We start from the raw sequence: 19,459 nt of genomic DNA on the forward strand, positions 1-19,459 counted from the left end.
CCCGGATCACCGGGGGTCATGCGGCATCCCTGCCGGTTCCGCCGCCCTTGCCGCCGGCGCGGGCGTGCCGGTCCTCCTGCCGTCCGTTGCGCACTGCACCCTCCACCTCGCCGGTCTCGGACGCGAGCGGGTCCGGCGAGCCCAGCAGCTGCTCGTCGGCGAGACCGACCTCGAGTTCCGCTTGGAGTTCGAAGTCGTGTTCCAGCTCGTCGTCCTCCGGTGGGGCGGGGACGTACGGCTTGGCCTCGTCCTCGTGCGGTACCACGAGTTCGCTGCCGGGTTTGCTGCGCGCGTCGGGCGAACCCGGGGTGGTGTCCATGACCGCGCGCAACGGGTCGAGATGCGGGCCGGAGAAGTCGACGCGGATGCGTTCCACGCCGCCGGCGCCGTCGCCGAAGATGAACTGCCGGGGCTCCATGTCGCGTTCGAGCCCGCGCTGGGCGCCGGGGCGGCGGCCGAGCGCGGCGACGACCTGCTCGTAGCCCACGCCGACCGGCACCTTCAGCAGCCGCAGCGCGTCGGCCTGGGCGTCGTCGTCGTCGAGGCGACCGACGAACACCGAGTCCAGCAGCGCCACGAAACCCTGGATCTTCAGGAAGTCCGCCGGGATCTGCGACGACAGCAGCACCCGGACGTTCCACTTCCGCGAGTCGCGCGCGAACCGGTTCATCAGCACGCGCCCGGTCGGCACCTCGGACAGGAAGAACGCCTCGTCGATCCAGACGCCCTTGCGCAGTTCCTTCGGCTTCTCGTACACCGACCGCTGGGTCAGCCAGGCCGCGAGGTTCAGCATTTCCACGCCGAGCGATTCGGCGTCGGTCCAGTACTCGCGCGGCACGCCGTCCTTCGGCAGGGTCAGCCCCGCCATGGTCAGCACGGTCATCCGGTCGTCGCGGGTCTCGGAGTACGGGTCCGCGTCGGTTTCCGGGATCAGCAGCGCCATCCGCTCGCGCATTTCGTCCAGGAAGTCCGCGACCACGACCGCGTGCTCGTGGTGCTCGCTCGAATCCCGCCGCAGCGCGTCGATGACCTGGCCCGGGTCGGCGTCGAACCGGCCGCCGACCGCGCGGACCGCGCGCAGCAGCACGATCCGGGTCTGCGCCATCCGCGACACCTCGTACGGCAGCACGCCGGTGAGCACGTCGAGCACGAGCCGCCGCCGGGTCGCCCCGGCCAGCGCCTTTTCGCGCCGCCACGAGCGTTCCGGGTCCTCCTCGTCCATGAAGTGCTCGATCAGCGGATCGGCGACCACCCGGTACGGGTTGAGGATGCCCGGCTGGGCGTTGAGCAGGTTGATCGGCCGCGCGTACGGGCGGATCTCCGGCAGGTCGCACAGCCGCGACAGCGGGCCGGACGGGTCGAGGATCGTCCAGTGCGCCCCGGCCCGCAGCGTTTTGTAGACGATGCCACCGCCGAGGAACGACTTGCCGCCGCCCAGGCCGGCGACCATCGCGGTGAGCCCCGATCCGTCGCGGATTTCCTGTGCCATCCACGGGTCCCAGGCCACCGGCCGCCGCGTCGCGGTGACCGTTTCGCCGAGCAGGATGCCGCGCCGGTCGCCGACCTCCGCGGTCGCGGTGGGCACCGCCGAAGCCGTCCACACCACCGAACCGCGGCGCATGTACGCGCCGGAAGCGAGCGGCTCGCCCGGGATGAACTCCCGGGCCATCGCGTACTGCGCTTCCGGGTGTTCGATGGCGATCTTCGGCTTGTACAGGTCGAGCAGCTGCTGGGCCAGCCGCAGCGCGTCGCGCTCGGTCGGACCGGACACCGCCAGGCGCCACCACGACCGCACGCGCGTGGCCAGCGCGGTGAAGCCCGACGTCATCTCGTCGTCGATCTCAAGCACCCGGCCCGCTTGCCGGGCCAGCGACTGCGGCGGCTCCAGCTCGTGCTCGTCGGTGTAGTGCTTGACCTGCGAGCGGACCTTGTTCATCTGCCGCTGCAGTTCGCCGGACACCTCTTCCGGCCGCCGCACGTAGATCCGCGCGGACACCTCGACCGCCGCGGGCAGCCGGTCCGCGTGCTGGATCCACGGGTCGTCGACCTCGGGGATCTGCAGCCCGTGCATCTGGCCGACGGTGAGCACCGCGAGATGCCGCGACACGCCGGCGTTGGACCCGGTGCGGCCGCGCACGGTGACCGTGGGCGCGTACGGGTCGGCGTGGAAATCAGCCGCATCGGTGAAGCTGGCGAGGTCTTCGGGCTCCCACGCCGCGCCCGGCACCGCGGGCATGTTCCGCGGCGCGGGCAGGCCGAGCGAGCACGAGCGGTGCATCAGCCAGGACATCTCCTCGGCGTGCACCGGACGGCCTTCCAGCCCGGCGCTGCCGATGACCTGGTCGAGGTGCTCGATCTCGGAGTCGAGCGCGGCCAGTTCGGCGTCGACCGCCTCGGGCAGGATGCGGCGCAGCACCGGCGCGGCGCGTTCGACCGCGCGGTCCACCATGCGCCGGGTCTGCACCTGGACGCCGAGGTAGACCTCTTTTTCCGCCATCGAACGGCCCATCAGCTGCTGCTGCTCGCCGATCAGGTAGTCGTCGAACGACAGCGCGCCCGGCACGTCGTTCGGCCTGCCGACCGCGTTGTGCACGTGCGCCTCGGCCCACATCCGGATCGGGTACGGCCGGTTCGTGACGCGCAGGTGCAGCCAGCGGCCCTGCAGTTCGGCGTACTGGCCCGCGATGGCCGCGATCAGGTCGCGGCGCTGCGAATCGGAACGGAACGACCAGCGCTGCGGCGCGAGCCGGTACCAGGCGTACACCTCGTACCCGGTGCGCAGCAGATGCCCGTCGATGCTGCGCGCGGCGATCGACGGCGTGTACGCCGGTATCGCCTGCTCACCGGGCAGCCTGCGGCCCTTGCCGCCGGACTTGCTGCCGCCGGACGGCGGACGGCCCTGCGGGGGCGTGTTCCACGCACCGGCAGGGACGTCTTGCTCCCGCTTCCCTCGGCTTCCGCCGCGACCGAACAACGACTACCTCCCGGCCCGAGCCGCGGGGCGGCTCCGGCGCGCTCGTGGTGCTCCCTGTTTCCCGGCACTCGTGCCGGCACCGCGACGCGGGTCGCGGTGCTGGTATTGCCGCCTTCTCTTGTGCTTCGGCAGCGGGCGCTCCGCCCGCACCCGGACCCGGCTCGCGCTGACCGCGCCGCCCGCGCCCGAGGTCCGTTCTCTCGGCGCGCGCAGTTCCTGGCCCATCATCGCGATCACCGCGCCCAGCGGGCGCTCGTGGCTGATCTTGGCGGTGATCAGCCTGGTGATCACGATCGTGGCCACGAACGCCCACGCCGTGGAGAAAAACCCGAAACTCCAGCCGACCCACCGCTCCACGGTGAGCACGACCAGGAAGACCGGAATGCCGACGAGCCATGCCACGTAGCGGGCTCGCCAGGGAAAAGTCGCCTTCGGCGGGCCGAGCCAGACGGCATCGACCCGGTACACCTCGTCATCGGTCCTGATCCGCACGCCTGCTCCGCCTCAGCCGGTGAACAGGCCGGCGATCCACTGGCCCACGTTCACGCCCGCGCCGCTGACCGCGAGTCCGATGATCGCGAGCGCGATGACCACGCCGGCGAGCCGCCGCATGACCCCCGCGTTGTCGCCCTTGCCGCCGCCGAGCCACAGCAGCAGCAGCGCCACCGCGAGGAGCACGAGCGGGATGATGTTGTCGAGCAGCCAGGTCCGGACGTTGCCGGTGCTGAGCCCTTCGGCCACAAACGTCTCGAGGGCGGTCATGCTGGTCATCGCGATACTCCCGGTGCACGGCGGGCGCCGCGCTGTTCTGGCTTCGGCGAAGCTACGAACACCATCATGGCGTTACAAGGGGTAATGGTCAAAGCGCGCTGCGTAGATGTCGACTTGTGGTCAATGGGCGGGTACTGCGGTCCGATGGTCAGGATTCCTCGCCCTCCATCATCGTGGCAAGGGTGCTCCGGAATAACCCAAGCCACCCGGATTGCGCAGTCTTCCGGCGGTGCGGCTCCGCGAAACGTGCGGCGCTCACTCTCGGTGCGCCCCGGACCGGCGTGTCGGGCAGGCACCAGTGTGGCATGCCCCGATCGGCGTTCCGCCGCGAGTCCGGTGAGTGACAACCGGATTGGAAAACAATCTGGAATTGATCACTCTCCGATGCGATAACGGTCACCATCGCGTCCGATGTGCGCATTTGTTCACTACAAAGCGTGATCCCGGGCAGTTCCGGACCGTCTCGCGGATCAGGGCCGGAACGCCGCGCTCGGGATCGCGCCCGCTTCGATCACCCGGCGGCTGAGCGGAGCGCACAGCTGCTCCAGCCGGGCCGTCTTCTCCTCGCCGAGGTGCTGCCACGGGCCCCGCGCCGCCGCGTTCGTCGCCGTCTCGACGCGTTCGCGCAGCTCGAGTCCGCGTTCGGTGAGCGCGCCGCCGGCGTCGAGGATTCCGTCGGCGGTCAGCCGGGCCGCGGCCGCGTCCCACTCCTCGTCGCTCCAGCCGCGGGTGCGCTTGGCGGTGTCCGGCGGGGTGCGGTTCGTGGTCGCGCTGTGCGTGACCAGCGCTTCGAGGCCGGGCAGGCCATTCGTGGTCAGCGCCGCGACGTGCCCGTCTCCGCGGTGCTCGCGCAGCAGGGTGACCGCGTGCCAGAGGGCGAGGTGCGGTTGTTCGGGCCAGTCCAGGTCCGCGTGCGCGGCGTAGAGCGGACGGCCTTCGGGACGGCAGCCCTCGGTGGCCTCCCGGGCGAGCTCGGCAGCTTCGGCGACCTCGGCGGACGCGAGCGTCTCGTCGCCGAACAGCCGGCGGTAGATGTCGTCGACGGCGGCGAGCCGGGCTTCCAGCACGGTTTCGGGGGTGGCGATCGTCCAGACGCGCGGGACGAAGTGGGCGATCAGGCTGGGGCTGAAGCTGTAGAAGGTGGCGGTGACCGTGCCCGGCCCGACCGCGCCCATCGCCGCGGCGCGGCTGGCGAAGTAGGTCATCGACCCCGGTTTGAGCCCGGCGGCGGCGAGCCGCTCCTGGGTCTCTGGCGCGAAGTAGACGGGAGCGTGCAGAGCGTCGAAGGTGGTCCGGAAGGCGACAGCGGCGGCGACGGCTTGACCCATGCGCCCGATCGTAGCGATCGGGCGGACGAGCTGGCATGTAAGCCGGATCCTGTTCCCGGGCCGCCTCGCGGCGGACCGGGCGACGGTCATCCATCTCGGCCTGCCGTCGCCGGCAGGCTCCAGCGGCCTACCCGCAGGCATCGGGCGGGCCGCCCTCGATCGCCTGCGCAGGAGCGAACTCCCTCTTGGCCTTGCTCCGGGTGGGGTTTACCGAGCCATCCCGGTCACCCGGGATGCTGGTGGTCTCTTACACCACCGTTTCACCCTTACCCCCGTCGCGAGACGGGGGCGGTCTGTTTTCTGTGGCACTGTCCCGCGGGTCACCCCGGGTTGCCGTTAGCAACCACCCTGCCCTGCGGAGTCCGGACTTTCCTCGGACCGGGAGAACCCGGGCCGCGACCGTCCTGCCAGCTCGTCCGCCGAAACAGCGTACCCGGGAGGCCGCGCGGCCCCGGGCACCGGCTGGCACATTCCACCGCGTGGACGCGCTTGGCCCGGCGCCCGGCCGCTGTTTCACTCCCGGCATGACCTCACTTGAACCGCAGGAACCTCTGAAATTCGCTTACTGGGTCCCGAATGTGAGCGGCGGCCTGGTCACCAGCGACATCGAACAGCGCACCGACTGGGGCTACGAGTACAACCGCGAACTGGCCGTGCTCGCCGAGAACAACGGCTTCGAATACGCGCTCACTCAGGTCCGCTACACCGCCAGCTACGGTGCCGCCTATCAGCACGAATCCACTGGTTTCAGCCTGGCGCTGCTGCTCGCGACGCAGCGGCTGAAGGTCATCGCGGCCGTCCATCCCGGACTGTGGCAGCCCGGCGTGCTCGCGAAGTTCATCGCCAGCGCGGACGTCATCTCCGGCGGCCGGGCCGCGGTGAACGTGGTCAGCGGCTGGTTCAAAGACGAGTTCACCGGTCTCGGGCAGCCGTGGCTCGAACACGACGAGCGCTACCGCCGCTCGGAGGAGTTCATCCGCGTGCTCAAGGAATTGTGGACCGACGACCACGCCGAGTTCGGCGGCGACTTCTACCGGATCCACGATTTCGACATCAAACCCAAACCGGTCGCCGGGCCGGGCCGGCCGCATCCGGAGGTCTTCCAGGGCGGCAACTCCACCGCGGCACGCAAGCTGGCCGGTCGCGTCTCGGACTGGTACTTCAGCAATGGCAAGGATTTCGCCGGGTTCAGCGAGCAGGTCGACGAGGTGCGCGGGTACGCCGCGGAGAACGACCACGCGGTGCGGTTCGGCCTCAACGGGTTCGTGATCGCCCGCGAAACCGAAGCCGAGGCGCGCGAGGTGCTGCGGGAGATCGTGGCGAAGGCGAACGTGCCTGCCGTCGAAGGATTCCGCTCGGCGGTCAAACAGGCCGGGAAGTCCACTTCGGACACCAAGGGCATGTGGGCGGATTCGGAGTTCGCCGACCTGGTGCAGTACAACGACGGATTCCGGACCGGCTTGATCGGCACGCCGGAACAGATCGCGGACCGGGCGATCGAGTACAAAAAGCGCGGCGCGAACCTGTTGCTGCTCGGTTTCCTGCACTATCTGGAGGACGTCGAGCACTTCGGCCGGGAGGTGCTGCCGGTGATCCGGGAGAAGGAGCGGGTGCTGGACCGCGGCGCGGGAGTGCCGGAACCGGCGGGGATCTGAGGTTTCGCGGCGGCTAGCGTTCGGGGGTGAACGGTCCCCTGTCCCTGCTGCTTCTGGCCGGAACGCTCTGGTTCGCCATGGCGCGTCCGCGCGGCCTGCCGGAAGCTGTCTTCGCGGTCCCCGCCGCCGGTGTCGTCCTCGCGCTCGGCCTGACCTCGCCGCACGAAGCGGGCGAACGGGTCGTCCAGATGCTGCCGACGATGGGCTTTCTCGCAGCGATCCTGCTGGTCAGCCACCTCGCCGCGGCGGAAGGCGTCTTCACCTGGCTCGGCGCCGAACTAGCCGAAATCTGCCGCGGCCGGCAACCTCGGCTCCTGCTGCTCACCTTCGCCGCGGCAGCGATCGTCACCGCCGTGCTCAGCCTTGACGCGACTGTCGTCCTGCTGACCCCGGTCGTCCTCGCCACAGCCGCCGAACTGAAACTCACCGCGCGGCCGCATGTCTACGCGTGCGCGCACTTGGCCAACTCGGCGTCCACGCTGTTCCCTGTCTCGAACCTGACGAACCTGCTCGCCTTCACCGCTTCCGGCCTCACCTTCGCCGGGTTTACCGCGCTGATGGCGTTGCCCTGGCTGGTCACGCTCGCCGTGGAGTTAGCTGCGTTCGCCTGGTTCTTCCGCAAGGACCTGCGGGAACCGGCCAGCACCCGGCAACCCGAACATCGGGAAGCGCCGGTCTTCACCCTGGTCGTGCTGGCGGTCATGCTGGTCGGCTTCGCTACCGGACAGCTGGTGCACGTCGAGCCGGTCTGGATCGCCGCGCTGACTGCGCTCGTCCTGGCCGCGAAAGCGTTGGCGGAGCGGAAGATCCGGCCTTGGCAGGTGGTCGCCGAAGCGTCTCCGCTGCTGGTGCTCTTCGTGCTCGCCCTGGCGGTGGTGGTGGAAGCGGTCGACGAGCATGTCCTCGGCGGCCTGCTGCGCACTCTGCTGCCGACGACCGCCGGGCTGCCCGAGCTCCTGCTCGCCGCGGGTGTCGCGGCTTTGCTGGCGAACGTCGTCAACAACCTGCCCGCGACGCTGATCCTGCTGTCTGTGCTCGGCCCGCACCCGAATCAGGGCGTACTGCTCGCCGTGCTGCTGGGCGTGAACATCGGCCCGAACGCGACGTACCTCGGTTCACTGGCGACGCTGCTGTGGCGACGGGTGGTGGTCCGGCACGGGGAGCATCCGCCGGTGGGGGAGTTTCTGAAGCTTGGTGCGCTCACGACGCCGCTGTCATTGGCAGCGGCGACGTGCGCGCTATGGCTGGTGCTTTAGCCGAGCGACGCAACAATGCCGGGACCACACCGTCGAGACCGTCGCCGAAACGCTGCGCCTCAACACCGACCATCGCGACTCGCAATTCGCACACGACACTCCTGCGGCGACGTGTCGTCATCCGGCACGGGCAGCATCCACCGATGCGCGACCTCAAGCTCGGCGCACTCACGACGCCGCTGTCATTGGCAGCGGCGACGTGCGCGCTATGGCTGGCCCTCTAACCCCGAGGCGGGATCGTGCTCCCCCGCGACAACGTCGGGCCGCAGTCCTCGAGGCCGCTGCCGAACCGCTGTGCCTCGACGGACATCATCGTCACCTGTGCGTAGTGCTGAACCGCCGCGAGCTTCGCCGGGTCGGTTACCGCGTCCTTGCGGACGAAGTCGCCCTGGCGTTTGCCCGGGCCGGGGTACACGAGGATCGGGACGTAGTCGCGGTCGATGCGCGGGTCGATGCTGATCTCGTTGCCGTCCGCCCACGGGCCCCACGAGTGGATGAAGGTCGGCTTGACCGTGTCGAACACGTAGTCGCGCAGGCCGGCGATGTCTTCCTTGTGCGTGAGGTCCGCGATCGGGGCGTTCACGAGTCCGGCCATGTCGACCAGTTCGAGCCGGCTGGTCATCGACGAGCCGCCGAGGTCCGGCAGCAGCAGCGACGCGTGCTGGAGGCCGAGCATGTCCGCGTACGTGTTGAAGCCGCGGCCGAAGCGGTCGGCGATCAGGCACGCCGGCACGGTCGGGCTTTTGACGAATTCCTCGTCGTGGTGCACGAAACCGATCGCCGACGGGACCGCCGCGGCCACCAGCACGAGGGCGGCGACCGCCTTCAACGGCACCTTCGGCAGGGAACGCAGCAGCTCGGCGAAGGCCATGACGCCGCACAACGCGCCAAGCACCCACACCGGCGTCGCGAAGCGGTACTGGGCCATCCAGTCCGGGACCATCACGCCGTACGCGATCACGCCGAGCACGAGCGGCGTGACCAGCCCGATCAGCGGACGCCGCCACGGAGCCTTGAGCAGCGCCCACACGACCACGGCGACCAGCACGAGCGTCAGCGCGATGCCCGCGTACTCCACCAGCTGGTGCGGCCGGATGATCGAGGCGAACGTCGGCAGGCCCTGCTTCTTGGCGACCGACGGGTTGGCCAGCAGCCGGTGGAATTCCGTGTAGCGCCAGACGACGTAGCCGCCGAACAGCACAGCGAACGCCGCGATGGACACCAGCGCGGACCGGAAGCTGGGCCAGAATCCTTCGCGCTTCACGCCGAACAGCAGGACGATCGGGTACGCGCTGGCGTAGATCAGGCCTTCCGGCCGGGTCAGCGCGGCCGCGGCGACGAGCACGCCGGCGACGATCGCGACCTTGAACGACAGCGAGTTTTCCTTGCGCAGCGCGGTGAACAGCAGCGCGGCCAGCGCGGTGGTGAAGAACGCGAACAGCGAGTTCTCGAGGCCGGAGACCACCCAGATCACGAACGACGGGATCGCCGCCAGCGCGAGACCGGTGGCCAGCGTGATCGCCCACGCGTGCCTGCGGAACACCTGGCGGGCCACCAGGTGGCACAGCACCAGGATGCCCGCGGCGAAGAACAGGCCGAGCAGCTTGGGGAACAGCACGTAGTCCGGGATGCCGAACAGCAGGCCCTTGTCGAACAGGCCGACGACCTTGCCCAGCGCCAGCAGGATCATCCAGGTCGGGTCGGAGAAGCCCTCCACCGGCGGCGCGCCCGGGGCCAGCACCGGGCCGAGGCCTTCGGCGACGCTGCGCGAGTAGGAGAACGTGATGGCCGCGTCGTCGACGATCCAGTGCCCGTAGCGGGTGGCGTGCCAGGCGACCGCGGCCACGCCGGCCAGCACCGCCAGCGTCGACGCCAGCCAGCTGAGCTTGAACCGCGCGGGCGGGTCGGTCGTCTTCTCCCCCGGCAGGTCGGGCCCGGATACTGCGGTGAGTGCGCTAGCCGTCATGTCCTCGTCACTGTTTCCACTTGCGGATGCTGCCGAAGAAACGCACGAGCCTGCGCCCCCCTTGAAGTCCCGGCCGGGACCTGCGCCGCGGCGCCGCGGTCGACACCGCACTCTAGCCAATACCTCATCCGGGGCGTTTCACACGTCATCCCCGACCGTGACCTGTCTCACATTTGTCCGGTTCAGGACAGATGCGAGATGTCGTTCACCAACCGGACCGAGGCGTTGCCGTCCGGGTAGAACTCGACGATCGACAGCGACGCCAGGTCGAGGTGCAGCCGGAACAGCAGCGACGGCCCGGCGTCGAGCCCCATCCGCAGCAGGGTCTTGATCGGCGTCACGTGGCTGACCACGAGCACCGTGCGCCCGTCGTACTGCTCGACCAGGTCGCGGCGTGCCTTGCCGACCCGCTCGTGGACCGCGTCGAAGCTCTCGCCGCCGGGCGGCGGGCAGGAGGAATCGCTCAGCCAGCAGCGGTGCAGTTCCGGGTCCCGCTGGGCGGCCTCGCCGAAGGTGAGGCCCTCCCATTCGCCGAAGTCGGTCTCGATGAGCCCGGGGTGGGTTTCGACCCGGCCGCCGAGCGCGTCGGCGACGGCCTGCGCGGTCTGCTTGGTGCGGATCAGCGGCGACGAAACGATCGGTGCCGGTTCGCCGTCCTCGCCGATCAGACCGGGCATCGCGGCCAGCCGTTTGGCGGCCGCGGCGGCCTGGCCCCGGCCGTGCTCGGTGAGCGGGACGTCGCCGCGCCCGGAGTAGCGGCGGTCGACCGACATCTCGGTCTGGCCGTGGCGCAGCAGGAGCAGTTTGGTGGGCGTGCCGAGGGCCCCGGTCCAGCCCGCCGGGGACACCCGGTCCGGTTCGGTGACCTTCGCCCGGGACCGCGTCTCGGCGACCGGGGCGGGCGAGGTCGCGCCGGACCCGGCGCTGTCCATGGCGACGTTCGCGAGCCGGTCCGCGTGCGAGTTCTCCGCGCGCGGGATCCAGGTGTAGCCGACCCGCTCGAAACCCGCCGCGATCTCGCGCGCCTGCGCGGCGAGCGGCTGCAGCGCGGCGTGCTTGATCTTCCAGCGCCCGGACATCTGCTCGACCACGAGCTTCGAATCCATCCGGACGTCCACAATGGACACTCCGAGTTCGGCGGCCGCGGCCAGCCCGGCGACGAGCCCGGAGTACTCCGCGACGTTGTTCGTCGCGATGCCGAGGTATTCGTGGCGTTCGGCGAGCACCTCGCCGGTCGCCGCGTCCTTCACGACCGCGCCGTAGCCCGCCGGGCCCGGGTTGCCCCGGGACCCGCCGTCGGCCTCGACGATCGCCCGTTCGGTCACAGCCCCGACTCCAGCGTGCGGACCAGGATCGCGCCGCAGTTGTCGCACTGCACGACGCTGTCCTCGGCCGCGGCCTTGATCTCGGAGATGGTGTTGCGGTCGAGTTCGAGCTGGCAGGCGCCGCACCGGCGGGCCCGCAGCAGCGCCGCGCCGATGCCCTTGTGGTCGTAGACGCGGGTGTACAGCTTGAGCAGCGGCTCCGGGAACCGCGGCAGCAGCTTCGCGCGGTCCTCCTTGCGCCGGGCCTCGGTGGTGTCGAGGTCCTTGAACGCCTCGTCGCGGCGGGCCGCGGCGGCCTCGACCGCCTGCGTCGCCTTGTCGACCTCGGCGCTCGTGCGCTGCGCGTCCAGGCCCAGCGCCTCGCGCTGCTCCATCAGCTCCAGCAGGTCGTCCTCGAGCGCGCCCTTGCGGCGGCCGAGCGTCTGCAGTTCGTGCTCGATGTCGGTCATCTGCTTGGCCCCGACCGAACCGGATTCCATCAGCTTGCGGTCGCGGTCCTCGCGCGCCCGGACCGATTCGACCTCTTTCTCCTGCCGGGCGATCTCCCGGTCGAGGTCGGACGTCGCGGTCTCGACGGACACCAGCGCGTCGCGTTTCTCCCGGACGGTCTTCTCCCCGGCCTCGATCTCGGCGAGCTCGGGCAGAGTGCGGCGGCGGTGCGCGACGCGCGAAAGCTCGGCGTCCACCTTCGCGAGTTCGAGCAGCTGACGCTGGACGGCGGGGTCGGCCTTCACTGTGCTCCCTGATTTAGTTACTGGGCGGTAGCGCGGATGGTCCACGGGTCGGTGCACCGCGTGGAGACGTGAGCTTCGACGGTACCCGCAAAGGCCGCGCCGACAAGGGCCGAGGCCTGTCCGCACCACGGCCACTCGCTGGCCCAGTGCGTCAAGCCGACCAGCGCGGGCACGGTTCCGGCGGACGCGAGGTGTTCGCCGGCGGGATGGTGGCGCAAATCCGCGGTCACGTACGCGTCGACGCCCTCGGCCGTCGCCTTCGCCAAATACGAGTCGCCTGCGCCGCCGGACACCGCGACCGTGCGAATCAGCCGGTCTGCGTCTCCGGCGCCGAGCACGCCGGGCACGGTGGCCGGCAACGCGTCCGCGACCCGCTGGACGAACTGCGCGAACGGCTCCGCGGCGGGCAGGTGCCCGATGCGGCCGATCCCGGTGGCGCCGCCGGGTTCGTGCGGGTCGAGCGGCCGGTCGACCTCGAGACCGATGGCTTGCGCGAGCGCGTCGGACACGCCGGGGTCGGCCGAATCGGCGTTGGTGTGCGCGCAGTAGAGCGCGATACCGCCGCGGATCATGCGGTGCACGAGCGAGCCCTTGGCGGTGTCGGCGGGGACGCCGTGCACGCCGCGCAACAGCAGCGGATGGTGCGCGACGATCAACTGCGCGCCGATCTCCTCGGCCTCGGCAAGCGTCTCCTCGACCGGGTCGACGCAGAAGAGCACGCGGCGGACGTCCTCGGCCGGGTCTCCGCAGACGAGCCCGACCGCGTCCCAGCTTTCCGCCAGCCGGGGCGGGTAACTGCGTTCGAGGACGGCGATGATCTCGGCTAATGCAGGCACCCGGGGATCCTCGCACGGTCGCTCTGGAAGACTGCGGACCATGCCCAAGCTGGTGTTTGTCTGCTCCGGGAACATCTGCCGCTCCCCCATGGCGGAACTCGTCTTCCGCAAGAAGCTCGCCGACGCGGGTCTCTCGGACGCCGTGCACGTGTCCAGCGCGGGTACCGGTCCGTGGCACGTCGGCGAGGCGGCCGACCGGCGGGCGCGCGCCACGTTGAAGGCGCACGGCTACCCCACCCAGCACATCGCGGCCGAGGTCAGCGACGAGGACCTCGAAGCCGACCTGCTGCTCGCCGCCGACGAGAGCCACCTGGGCTTCCTGCAGTCGCGCGTCGAGGACCCTTCGCGGGTGCGGTTGCTGCGTTCGTTCGACCCGTCCGCTCCGGAAGGCGCCGAGGTGCCGGACCCGTATTACGGCGGCGACGACGGCTTCGACGACGTGCTAGGGATGATCGAGCGGAGCGTGCCGGGACTGCTCGACTGGGTCCGCGAACAGGCGTGACGTCCGGTCCGGGTGCGCGCACGGAACGCGACGGCCTACCGTAGAGGGGTGCGGTTGCGGTTTCTGCTCCGGCCGGGATGGCTGGCGTTGACAGTGGTGGTGTTCACCTTCGCCATCTGCTGTTACACGCTGCTGGCCCCGTGGCAGTTCCGCCGCGACAACGAGCAGGTCACCCAGAACAACGCGCTGACCACGTCGTTCACCGCGAAACCCGCGCCCGCGGCGCAGCTGTTGCCGCCCGGGACGAAGCCGGACAAGAACACCGAGTGGCACCTCGTGACGATCACCGGCACGTACCTGCCTTCGGCCGAGGTTGTCGCGCGGCTGCGCACTGTGCAGGGCCAAGGCGCGTACGAGGTCCTCACGCCGCTTCGCGCCACCGACGGCACTGTGTACCTGATCGACCGCGGCTACGTGGGGCTCAGCAGTGACTCCGGCGTGCTTCCGTACGCGGCAGCGCCGGGCGGACAGGTGACGGTCGTCGCGCGCGTGCGAAGCGACGAGACGGACCCGAAGAACCGCGACGCGTTCGCCGACGCGTCGACGAACGGGAAGCTGCAGAGCTACACCGTCGACTCGCGCGTGGTGGCGAAGTCTTCCGGCCTCACGATCCGGCCCGGGTACTTCCAGCTCGACCAGAACCAGCCCGGCGTGCTCAGCCCGCTGCCGCTGCCGCAGCTCGAATCGGGCCCGTACTTCTCGTACGCGCTGCAGTGGCTGGCGTTCGGCACGATGGCGTTGCTGGGCTGGCTGTACTTCACGATCCGCGAACTGCGTCCGGGCGGCGCGCTGACGACCGAGCGCCCGCAGCGCGGCCGGCGCAAGTCCGTCGCGGAGATGCTCGCCGAAGACGAGGACGAGTACACGCCGACCGCCTAAGTGGCCTGGTCGTTTCTCGGGAAAATGGCTCTTTGTCGGGGCCACTTGCGGCGCTGATACTGACGGCATGCTGATCCACCCCTGGGACGCCGCGGACGAGAACGAATGGCGGGAATGGCTCGCCGGACACGATTTCGGCGAATTGGTCGCCGGCGGCCGCGGCCGCGATCTCCCCGTGGTGGTGCCGACGCACTTCGTCTTCGACGGCGACGCGACCGTCCGCCTGCACCTCGCCCGGCCGAACCCGGTGTGGCCGCTGCTGGAGGAACACCCGCGCGCCCTGCTGACGGTGACCGGCGACTACACCTACATCCGCTCGGACTGGAACACCGCCGACGATCCCGCGCTCGGCGTGCCGACTTCGTACTACGCGAGCGTGCAGCTGGCCTGCGACGTCCGGGTCATCGACGATCCCGAGGAGAAGGCAGCGCTGCTGAACCACCAGCTGGCGCATTTCGAACCGGACGGCAAGCGCACCCCGGTGTCCGCTGTGGACGCTCCGGATCGGCGGCTGCTGCCTGGGATTCGCGGCATCGAGCTGACGGTGACCGAGGTGCGGGCCAAGTTCAAGTACGGCGGGAACAAGAAATCCGAAGACCGGCAGCGGATCGGCGCACTGCTGTCCGAACGGGACGGTTTCAACGACGCGGAAGCCATCGCGCATCTGAAACCCTGACGGCTCAAGGGTTTCGGCGGCGCACCCCGGTCAGTACCGCCACGAGCACGGACGTTCCCGCGGCCAGCCAGCCGACCACCCGGGACAGCTCCACCGCGCGCGTCACGTGCCCGGCGTCCGGATTCCGGCCGACCCCAAGCACCGGCAGCTCCACGACCCCCTGCGGGTACTCGGTCCGCCCGCCGACGCGGATCTCCAGTGCCCCGGCGAAAGCCGCCTCGACCCGGCCCGCGTTCGGGCTCGGATGCGCGATCGTGTCGCGCCGCCAAGCCCGCCACGCGCCGCCCGCCGAACCACCGACGACCGGCGCGCCGAGAACCGTCAACGCAGCCGCCACCCGGGTCGGCAGGAGGTGCACGAGTTCGTCGAGCCGGTCGAGGACCCAGTGCCCGGGAAGCAGCCGGCGCAGCAAACCGATCGTCCGCGCCGCGAGCAGCCCGGGCACGCCCGCGACCGCACCCCACAGCAGCGGCGTGACGACCACTTCGGACGTGTTCTCGGCCAGAGTTTCCACCGACGCACGGGAAAGCCCGATCGTGCTGAGGCTGTCTGTGACGCGCGGGTCCAGTTCGGACAGTGTGTCGCGCGCGGGTTCGAGACGGCCTTCCTCGAGATCGCGAGCGAGCTCCGTGCCCTGCGTCGCCAGCCCGGCCGCGCCGACGACCGCCCAGGTCGCCACTGCCGTCGTCGTCGCTTGCAGCACCGGGCTGCGGCGGCCGGTCCGCTCGACCAGCACTCCGGCCGCGACTGCCGCGCCCGCGATTCCCAAGCCTGCCACGCGTCGCGCCCCCGTGGCGGCGACGACCTGCCGGAAGGCGGTGACCGGCGGACGTCGCCGCGGGTCGCCAAGTGCCCCGTCTGCGGCCAAACCGAGAATCAAGCCGATCGCGCGCGCCGCGCTCACCTGTAGCCCCCCGAACGTGGACGATTCAGTCGCCGAGATTACTCGACACCGCGGCGGCGATTTCCTCGCGTGCCTGCTCCACGATGTCGCGCATCGCGCGTTCGGCGCGAGCCGCGTCGGCGAGGTCGATCGCTTCGGCGACCTCGACGTGCAGCGCGACCGCCTCGGGCTGCGGTTCGTCCGGCATCAGGCCGTGCCCGGTGCGGCCGGCGAGCACTTCGGCGACCACTGAGGACAGCTGCGCGAACATCGGATTCCGCGACGCGGACAGCAGCAGATCGTGGAAAGCGACGTCGTGGCCGAGGAAGGCGTCCAGGTCGCGGGCCCGCGCCGTGCGCTGGAGATGCACCGCCAGCGCGCGCAGCCGTCCGCGTTCCTCCGGGGTCGCCCGGAGCGCGGCGAACCGCGCGGCGCACGGTTCGACGGCCGAACGCAGCTCGGTCAGCGTGCGCAGCGCGGTCGGCCGGTCGGCTCCGTCGAGCTGCCAGCGGATCAGCCTCGGGTCATAGTGGTTCCACTCGGCCGGCTCGCGGACGGTGACCCCGACGCGGCGGCGGCTGCTGGTCAACCCCATCGTCTCGAGGACCCGGACCACCTCGCGGGCGACCGTCCGCGACGCCCCGTACCGCTCCTGCAGCTCCTCCGAGCGCAGCACCGCGCCCGGAGCCAGCTCGCCGCTCGCGATGGCCGCGCCGAGCTCGTCGAGCATGTCCTTGTGCCGATCATTCCCCACCGGCTCAACCTAACCCTCTGACTCGATTAAGTACTACTTCTTCTTGATTAAGTAGTACTTTTGAGTTTGACTCTCCAGGGCACAAAGACGTGGGAGGTGCGCATGACGGTCATCGTGGTGATGGGCGTATCGGGCTCGGGCAAGACGACAGTCGGCACGGCGCTCGCGAAGGAGCTCGGGACCGTGTACGCCGAGGCAGACACCTTCCACCCGCGAGCGAACATCGAGAAGATGACCGCCGGGCACCCGCTGAACGACGAGGACCGGGCTCCGTGGCTCGCCGCGATCGCGGAGTGGATCGCCAAGCATCATGAAAACGGTGCCGTGGTCAGCTCGTCCGCGCTGAAACGGCGCTACCGCGACGTGCTGCGCGGCGGCGGGGACGTGTGGTTCCTGCACCTGCAAGGCTCGCGCGACCTGCTCGCCGAGCGGATGAAGACCCGCAGCGGCCACTTCATGCCGGTCTCGCTGCTCGATTCCCAGCTCGCCGACCTCGAACCGCTGGAAGCGGACGAGCCGGGAGCGACCTTCGACATCAGCCGCCCGCCCGCCGACCTCGTCGCGTCGGCGCTGAAAGCGTTCCAGGAGCGCGCATGACCGCCCTCGCCGCCGGCTGGACCGGCCACGACACCCGCCTGATCGTCGCCACGGTGCTGGCCATCGCCGTGATCGTGGTGCTGATCAGCAAGGTGAAACTGCATCCGCTGCTCGCACTCACGCTGGGCTCCGGCGTGCTCGGCCTGGTCGCCGGGATGCCGATCGACAAACTGCTGAAGAGCTTCACGAACGGCGTTGGCAGCACCGTCGCGTCCGTCGGCGTGCTGATCGCGTTCGGGGCGATGCTGGGCAAACTGCTCGCCGATTCCGGCGGCGCGGACCGGATCGTCGACACCGTGCTCGGCCGGGTTCGCGGTCCGGGGCTGCCGTGGGCGATGGCGCTGGTGGCCGCGCTGATCGGGTTGCCGATGTTCTTCGAGATCGGCCTCGTGATGCTGATCCCGGTGGTGCTGCTGGTCGCCAAGCGCAGCGGGAAACCGGTGCTGCTGCTGGGAATTCCGGCGCTGGCCGGTCTGTCGGTGCTGCACGGCCTGATCCCGCCGCACCCCGGCCCGCTGGCCGCCGCCGGTTCGCTGAACGCCAACGTCGGCCTCACCCTGGGGCTGGGCCTGCTGGTCGGCATTCCCACGGTGATCATCGCCGGCCCGCTGTTCGGCCGCCTCGCCGCCAAGATGGTGCCCGACGCCGCTCCGCCCGCCCGGCTGGTCCCCGAATCCGAGGGCACCGACGAAAAGCACCGCCCGAGCTTCTTCGCGACGCTGGCCACGGTGCTGCTGCCGGTGGTCCTGATGCTGGCCAAGGCGCTCGCGGACATCTTGGCGGACAAGGGAAACCCGACCCGTCGCGTCCTGGACTTCATCGGCGACCCGCTCGTCGCACTGCTCCTGGCGGTCCTCGTCGGCATGGTCGTGCTGGGCCGCCCGGCACGGCTGAACCGGGAACGTCTCTCGTCGATCATCGGCGATTCCCTCGGCCCGATCGCCGGGATCGTGCTGATCGTGGCCGCGGGCGGCGGGTTCAAGCAGACCCTCGTGGACGCCGGGGTCGGCGACGTGATCACCAGCCTCTCCAAGGGCGCGGACCTGTCCCCGCTGCTGCTCGGCTGGCTGGTCGCGGTGGCGATCCGCCTGGCGACGGGCTCGGCCACGGTCGCGACCGTCTCCGCGGCGGGCATCGTCGCCCCGCTGGCCGCGACGCTGGACCCGACGCACAACGCACTGCTGGTGCTGGCCATCGGTGCCGGGTCGCTCTTCTTCTCGCACCTGAACGACGCCGGGTTCTGGCTGGTCAAGGAGTACTTCGGGATGTCGGTCGGCCAGACGCTGAAGAGCTGGTCGGTGATGGAAACGGTGATCTCGGTGGTGGCGATCGCGTTGATCCTGCCGCTGGGCGCGTTGCTTTAGCGCTCCCCCTCCGGCCGCTGGGTTTCCCTCGTTGGAAGCCCAGCGGCCGTTCTTCTGGTTGACATGTGACCTTTTGGTCACCTATTCTCGGTGCGTGCCCGACGAGGACCTGGTTTTCAAGGCTCTGGCGGATCCGACCCGCCGGTTCCTGCTCGACCTGCTCTACGAGCGCGACGGCCGCACGCTCACCGAGCTGGAGTCCGAAGTGGACATGACCCGGTTCGGGGTGATGAAACACCTCAAGCTGCTCGAGGAGGCCGAGCTGGTCGTCTCGCGCAAGGAGGGCCGGGAGAAACGGCATTTCCTGAACCCGGTCCCGATCCGCCAGATCCACGACCGCTGGATCGACAAGTACACCGCACACCACACCGCGGCGCTGCTGGACCTCAAGGCCCAGCTCGAAGCCGAAGAATCCCAGAAGGAGCCCGGACCATGAGCGACACCACGACCGTGCTGGTCAACCGCGTCTACATCAAGGCCTCCCCGCAGGCGGTGTGGGACGCCGTCACCAAGCCGGAATGGACCGCGAAGTACGGCTACACCGGCCTGGCCGAGTTCGACCTCAGGCGCGGCGGCAAGCACCGCGCCAGGCCGACTCAGGAGTTCATCGATTTGGGCGTCACCAACGATCTTCTCGACGGCGAAGTGCTCGAGGTCGATCCGCCGCGCAAGCTGGTGATCACCTGGAAACTGCAGATGGACCCGAGCCTCGTGGCCGAGCCGTACACCACGCTCACCTACGACATCGAGGAAACCCAGACCGCCGGCACCCGGCTCACCGTCACCCACGACGTCACCGGCGCGCCGAACCATGCGGCGCTCGTGTCCGGTCAGCACGAGGACATCAACGCCGGTCCCGGCGAGAACGCGGGCGGCGGCTGGGCGTGGGTCCTGTCCGACCTGAAGTCCGTGCTCGAGACGGGCAAGAACCTCACCGCCTGAGCGAGGAAGGGGTGGCT

Annotated in this window: 19 protein-coding genes and 1 other RNA gene; 9 read left to right on the forward strand and 11 right to left on the reverse strand. The window is 70.1% G+C overall.

Annotated features, from left to right (window positions below; all coding sequences use genetic code 11):
• Window positions 1–16: 16 nt before the first annotated feature.
• From DMP23_RS28145 to rnpB, 5 genes are all read right to left on the reverse strand, one after another.
• Entirely contained in the window at window positions 17–2,974 is a 2,958-nt protein-coding gene (locus DMP23_RS28145; RefSeq protein ID WP_043834917.1) for an ATP-binding protein, read from the reverse strand.
• A gap of 3 nt (window positions 2,975–2,977) precedes the next feature.
• Window positions 2,978–3,466 carry a hypothetical protein gene (locus DMP23_RS28150; protein ID WP_037815755.1) on the reverse strand — a complete coding sequence of 163 codons (489 nt, stop codon included), beginning with the start codon at window positions 3,464–3,466 and terminating at the stop codon, window positions 2,978–2,980.
• A gap of 12 nt (window positions 3,467–3,478) precedes the next feature.
• Complete coding sequence (locus DMP23_RS28155; protein WP_037815757.1) at window positions 3,479–3,745, reverse strand: hypothetical protein; 267 nt, start codon at window positions 3,743–3,745, stop codon at window positions 3,479–3,481.
• Between the two features lie 470 nt (window positions 3,746–4,215).
• Window positions 4,216–5,073, reverse strand: coding sequence for an SCO6745 family protein (locus DMP23_RS28160; protein WP_337823044.1), 858 nt, complete (start codon window positions 5,071–5,073; stop codon window positions 4,216–4,218).
• A gap of 22 nt (window positions 5,074–5,095) precedes the next feature.
• An RNA gene (rnpB, locus tag DMP23_RS28165) (RNase P RNA component class A) lies at window positions 5,096–5,488 on the reverse strand.
• A 109-nt stretch (window positions 5,489–5,597) separates the two neighbouring features.
• On the opposite strand from rnpB, the gene sfnG reads away from it, so the two are divergent.
• On the forward strand, window positions 5,598–6,728 hold the full coding sequence (gene sfnG / locus DMP23_RS28170) for a dimethylsulfone monooxygenase SfnG (RefSeq protein WP_337823045.1): 1,131 nt from the start codon (window positions 5,598–5,600) through the stop codon (window positions 6,726–6,728).
• A 77-nt stretch (window positions 6,729–6,805) separates the two neighbouring features.
• Window positions 6,806–7,984 (forward strand): SLC13 family permease, encoded by a 1,179-nt coding sequence (locus DMP23_RS28175; RefSeq protein WP_134733930.1) that lies wholly within the window; start codon window positions 6,806–6,808, stop codon window positions 7,982–7,984.
• 220 nt (window positions 7,985–8,204) lie between these two features.
• Here DMP23_RS28175 and DMP23_RS28180 read toward each other — a convergent pair whose 3' ends face one another.
• The 4 genes from DMP23_RS28180 to DMP23_RS28195 all read right to left on the reverse strand — a co-directional run bounded on the left by DMP23_RS28180 (window position 8,205) and on the right by DMP23_RS28195 (window position 12,845).
• Entirely contained in the window at window positions 8,205–9,950 is a 1,746-nt protein-coding gene (locus DMP23_RS28180) for a hypothetical protein (protein ID WP_337823046.1), read from the reverse strand.
• 182 nt (window positions 9,951–10,132) lie between these two features.
• Window positions 10,133–11,275: a bifunctional RNase H/acid phosphatase gene (locus tag DMP23_RS28185; protein WP_336160867.1), complete on the reverse strand. Its 1,143-nt coding sequence runs from the start codon at window positions 11,273–11,275 to the stop codon at window positions 10,133–10,135.
• Window positions 11,272–12,009, reverse strand: coding sequence for a zinc ribbon domain-containing protein (locus DMP23_RS28190; protein WP_037815771.1), 738 nt, complete (start codon window positions 12,007–12,009; stop codon window positions 11,272–11,274). The genes DMP23_RS28185 and DMP23_RS28190 overlap by 4 nt, the downstream gene beginning before the upstream one ends.
• A 17-nt stretch (window positions 12,010–12,026) precedes the next feature.
• The gene (locus DMP23_RS28195; RefSeq protein WP_336160864.1) at window positions 12,027–12,845 is read right to left on the reverse strand and encodes a Nif3-like dinuclear metal center hexameric protein; all 819 of its coding nucleotides are present in this window, start codon (window positions 12,843–12,845) and stop codon (window positions 12,027–12,029) included.
• 40 nt (window positions 12,846–12,885) lie between these two features.
• On the opposite strand from DMP23_RS28195, the gene DMP23_RS28200 reads away from it, so the two are divergent.
• From DMP23_RS28200 to DMP23_RS28210, 3 genes are all read left to right on the forward strand, one after another.
• A complete protein-coding gene (locus DMP23_RS28200; protein ID WP_275294095.1) occupies window positions 12,886–13,347 on the forward strand; it encodes a low molecular weight protein-tyrosine-phosphatase in 462 nt (153 codons plus the stop codon).
• A gap of 48 nt (window positions 13,348–13,395) precedes the next feature.
• Window positions 13,396–14,226 carry an SURF1 family cytochrome oxidase biogenesis protein gene (locus tag DMP23_RS28205; RefSeq protein WP_037815776.1) on the forward strand — a complete coding sequence of 277 codons (831 nt, stop codon included), beginning with the start codon at window positions 13,396–13,398 and terminating at the stop codon, window positions 14,224–14,226.
• 67 nt (window positions 14,227–14,293) lie between these two features.
• Complete coding sequence (locus DMP23_RS28210) at window positions 14,294–14,902, forward strand: FMN-binding negative transcriptional regulator (protein WP_337823047.1); 609 nt, start codon at window positions 14,294–14,296, stop codon at window positions 14,900–14,902.
• Window positions 14,903–14,906: 4 nt separating this feature from the next.
• Here DMP23_RS28210 and DMP23_RS28215 read toward each other — a convergent pair whose 3' ends face one another.
• Together DMP23_RS28215 and DMP23_RS28220 are read right to left on the reverse strand one after the other, a co-directional pair.
• On the reverse strand, window positions 14,907–15,806 hold the full coding sequence (locus DMP23_RS28215) for a cobalamin biosynthesis protein CobD/CbiB (protein WP_337823048.1): 900 nt from the start codon (window positions 15,804–15,806) through the stop codon (window positions 14,907–14,909).
• Window positions 15,807–15,831: 25 nt separating this feature from the next.
• Window positions 15,832–16,515, reverse strand: coding sequence for a FadR/GntR family transcriptional regulator (locus DMP23_RS28220; RefSeq protein WP_037815780.1), 684 nt, complete (start codon window positions 16,513–16,515; stop codon window positions 15,832–15,834).
• Window positions 16,516–16,641: 126 nt separating this feature from the next.
• Here DMP23_RS28220 and DMP23_RS28225 point away from each other — a divergent pair, with 126 nt between their 5' ends.
• From DMP23_RS28225 to DMP23_RS28240, 4 genes are all read left to right on the forward strand, one after another.
• Window positions 16,642–17,136 carry a gluconokinase gene (locus DMP23_RS28225; protein WP_337823049.1) on the forward strand — a complete coding sequence of 165 codons (495 nt, stop codon included), beginning with the start codon at window positions 16,642–16,644 and terminating at the stop codon, window positions 17,134–17,136.
• Window positions 17,133–18,500, forward strand: a complete 1,368-nt coding sequence (locus tag DMP23_RS28230; RefSeq protein WP_337823050.1) for a GntT/GntP/DsdX family permease — start codon at window positions 17,133–17,135, stop codon at window positions 18,498–18,500. Before DMP23_RS28225 ends, DMP23_RS28230 begins: the two co-directional genes overlap by 4 nt.
• Window positions 18,501–18,594: 94 nt before the next feature.
• Complete coding sequence (locus DMP23_RS28235; RefSeq protein ID WP_037816373.1) at window positions 18,595–18,936, forward strand: ArsR/SmtB family transcription factor; 342 nt, start codon at window positions 18,595–18,597, stop codon at window positions 18,934–18,936.
• A complete protein-coding gene (locus DMP23_RS28240; protein WP_238608479.1) occupies window positions 18,933–19,442 on the forward strand; it encodes an SRPBCC domain-containing protein in 510 nt (169 codons plus the stop codon). Before DMP23_RS28235 ends, DMP23_RS28240 begins: the two co-directional genes overlap by 4 nt.
• Window positions 19,443–19,459 lie beyond the last annotated feature (17 nt).

It is taken from the genome of Amycolatopsis sp. A1MSW2902 (genome assembly GCF_017312175.1).
Lineage (GTDB): Bacteria > Actinomycetota > Actinomycetes > Mycobacteriales > Pseudonocardiaceae > Amycolatopsis > Amycolatopsis nivea.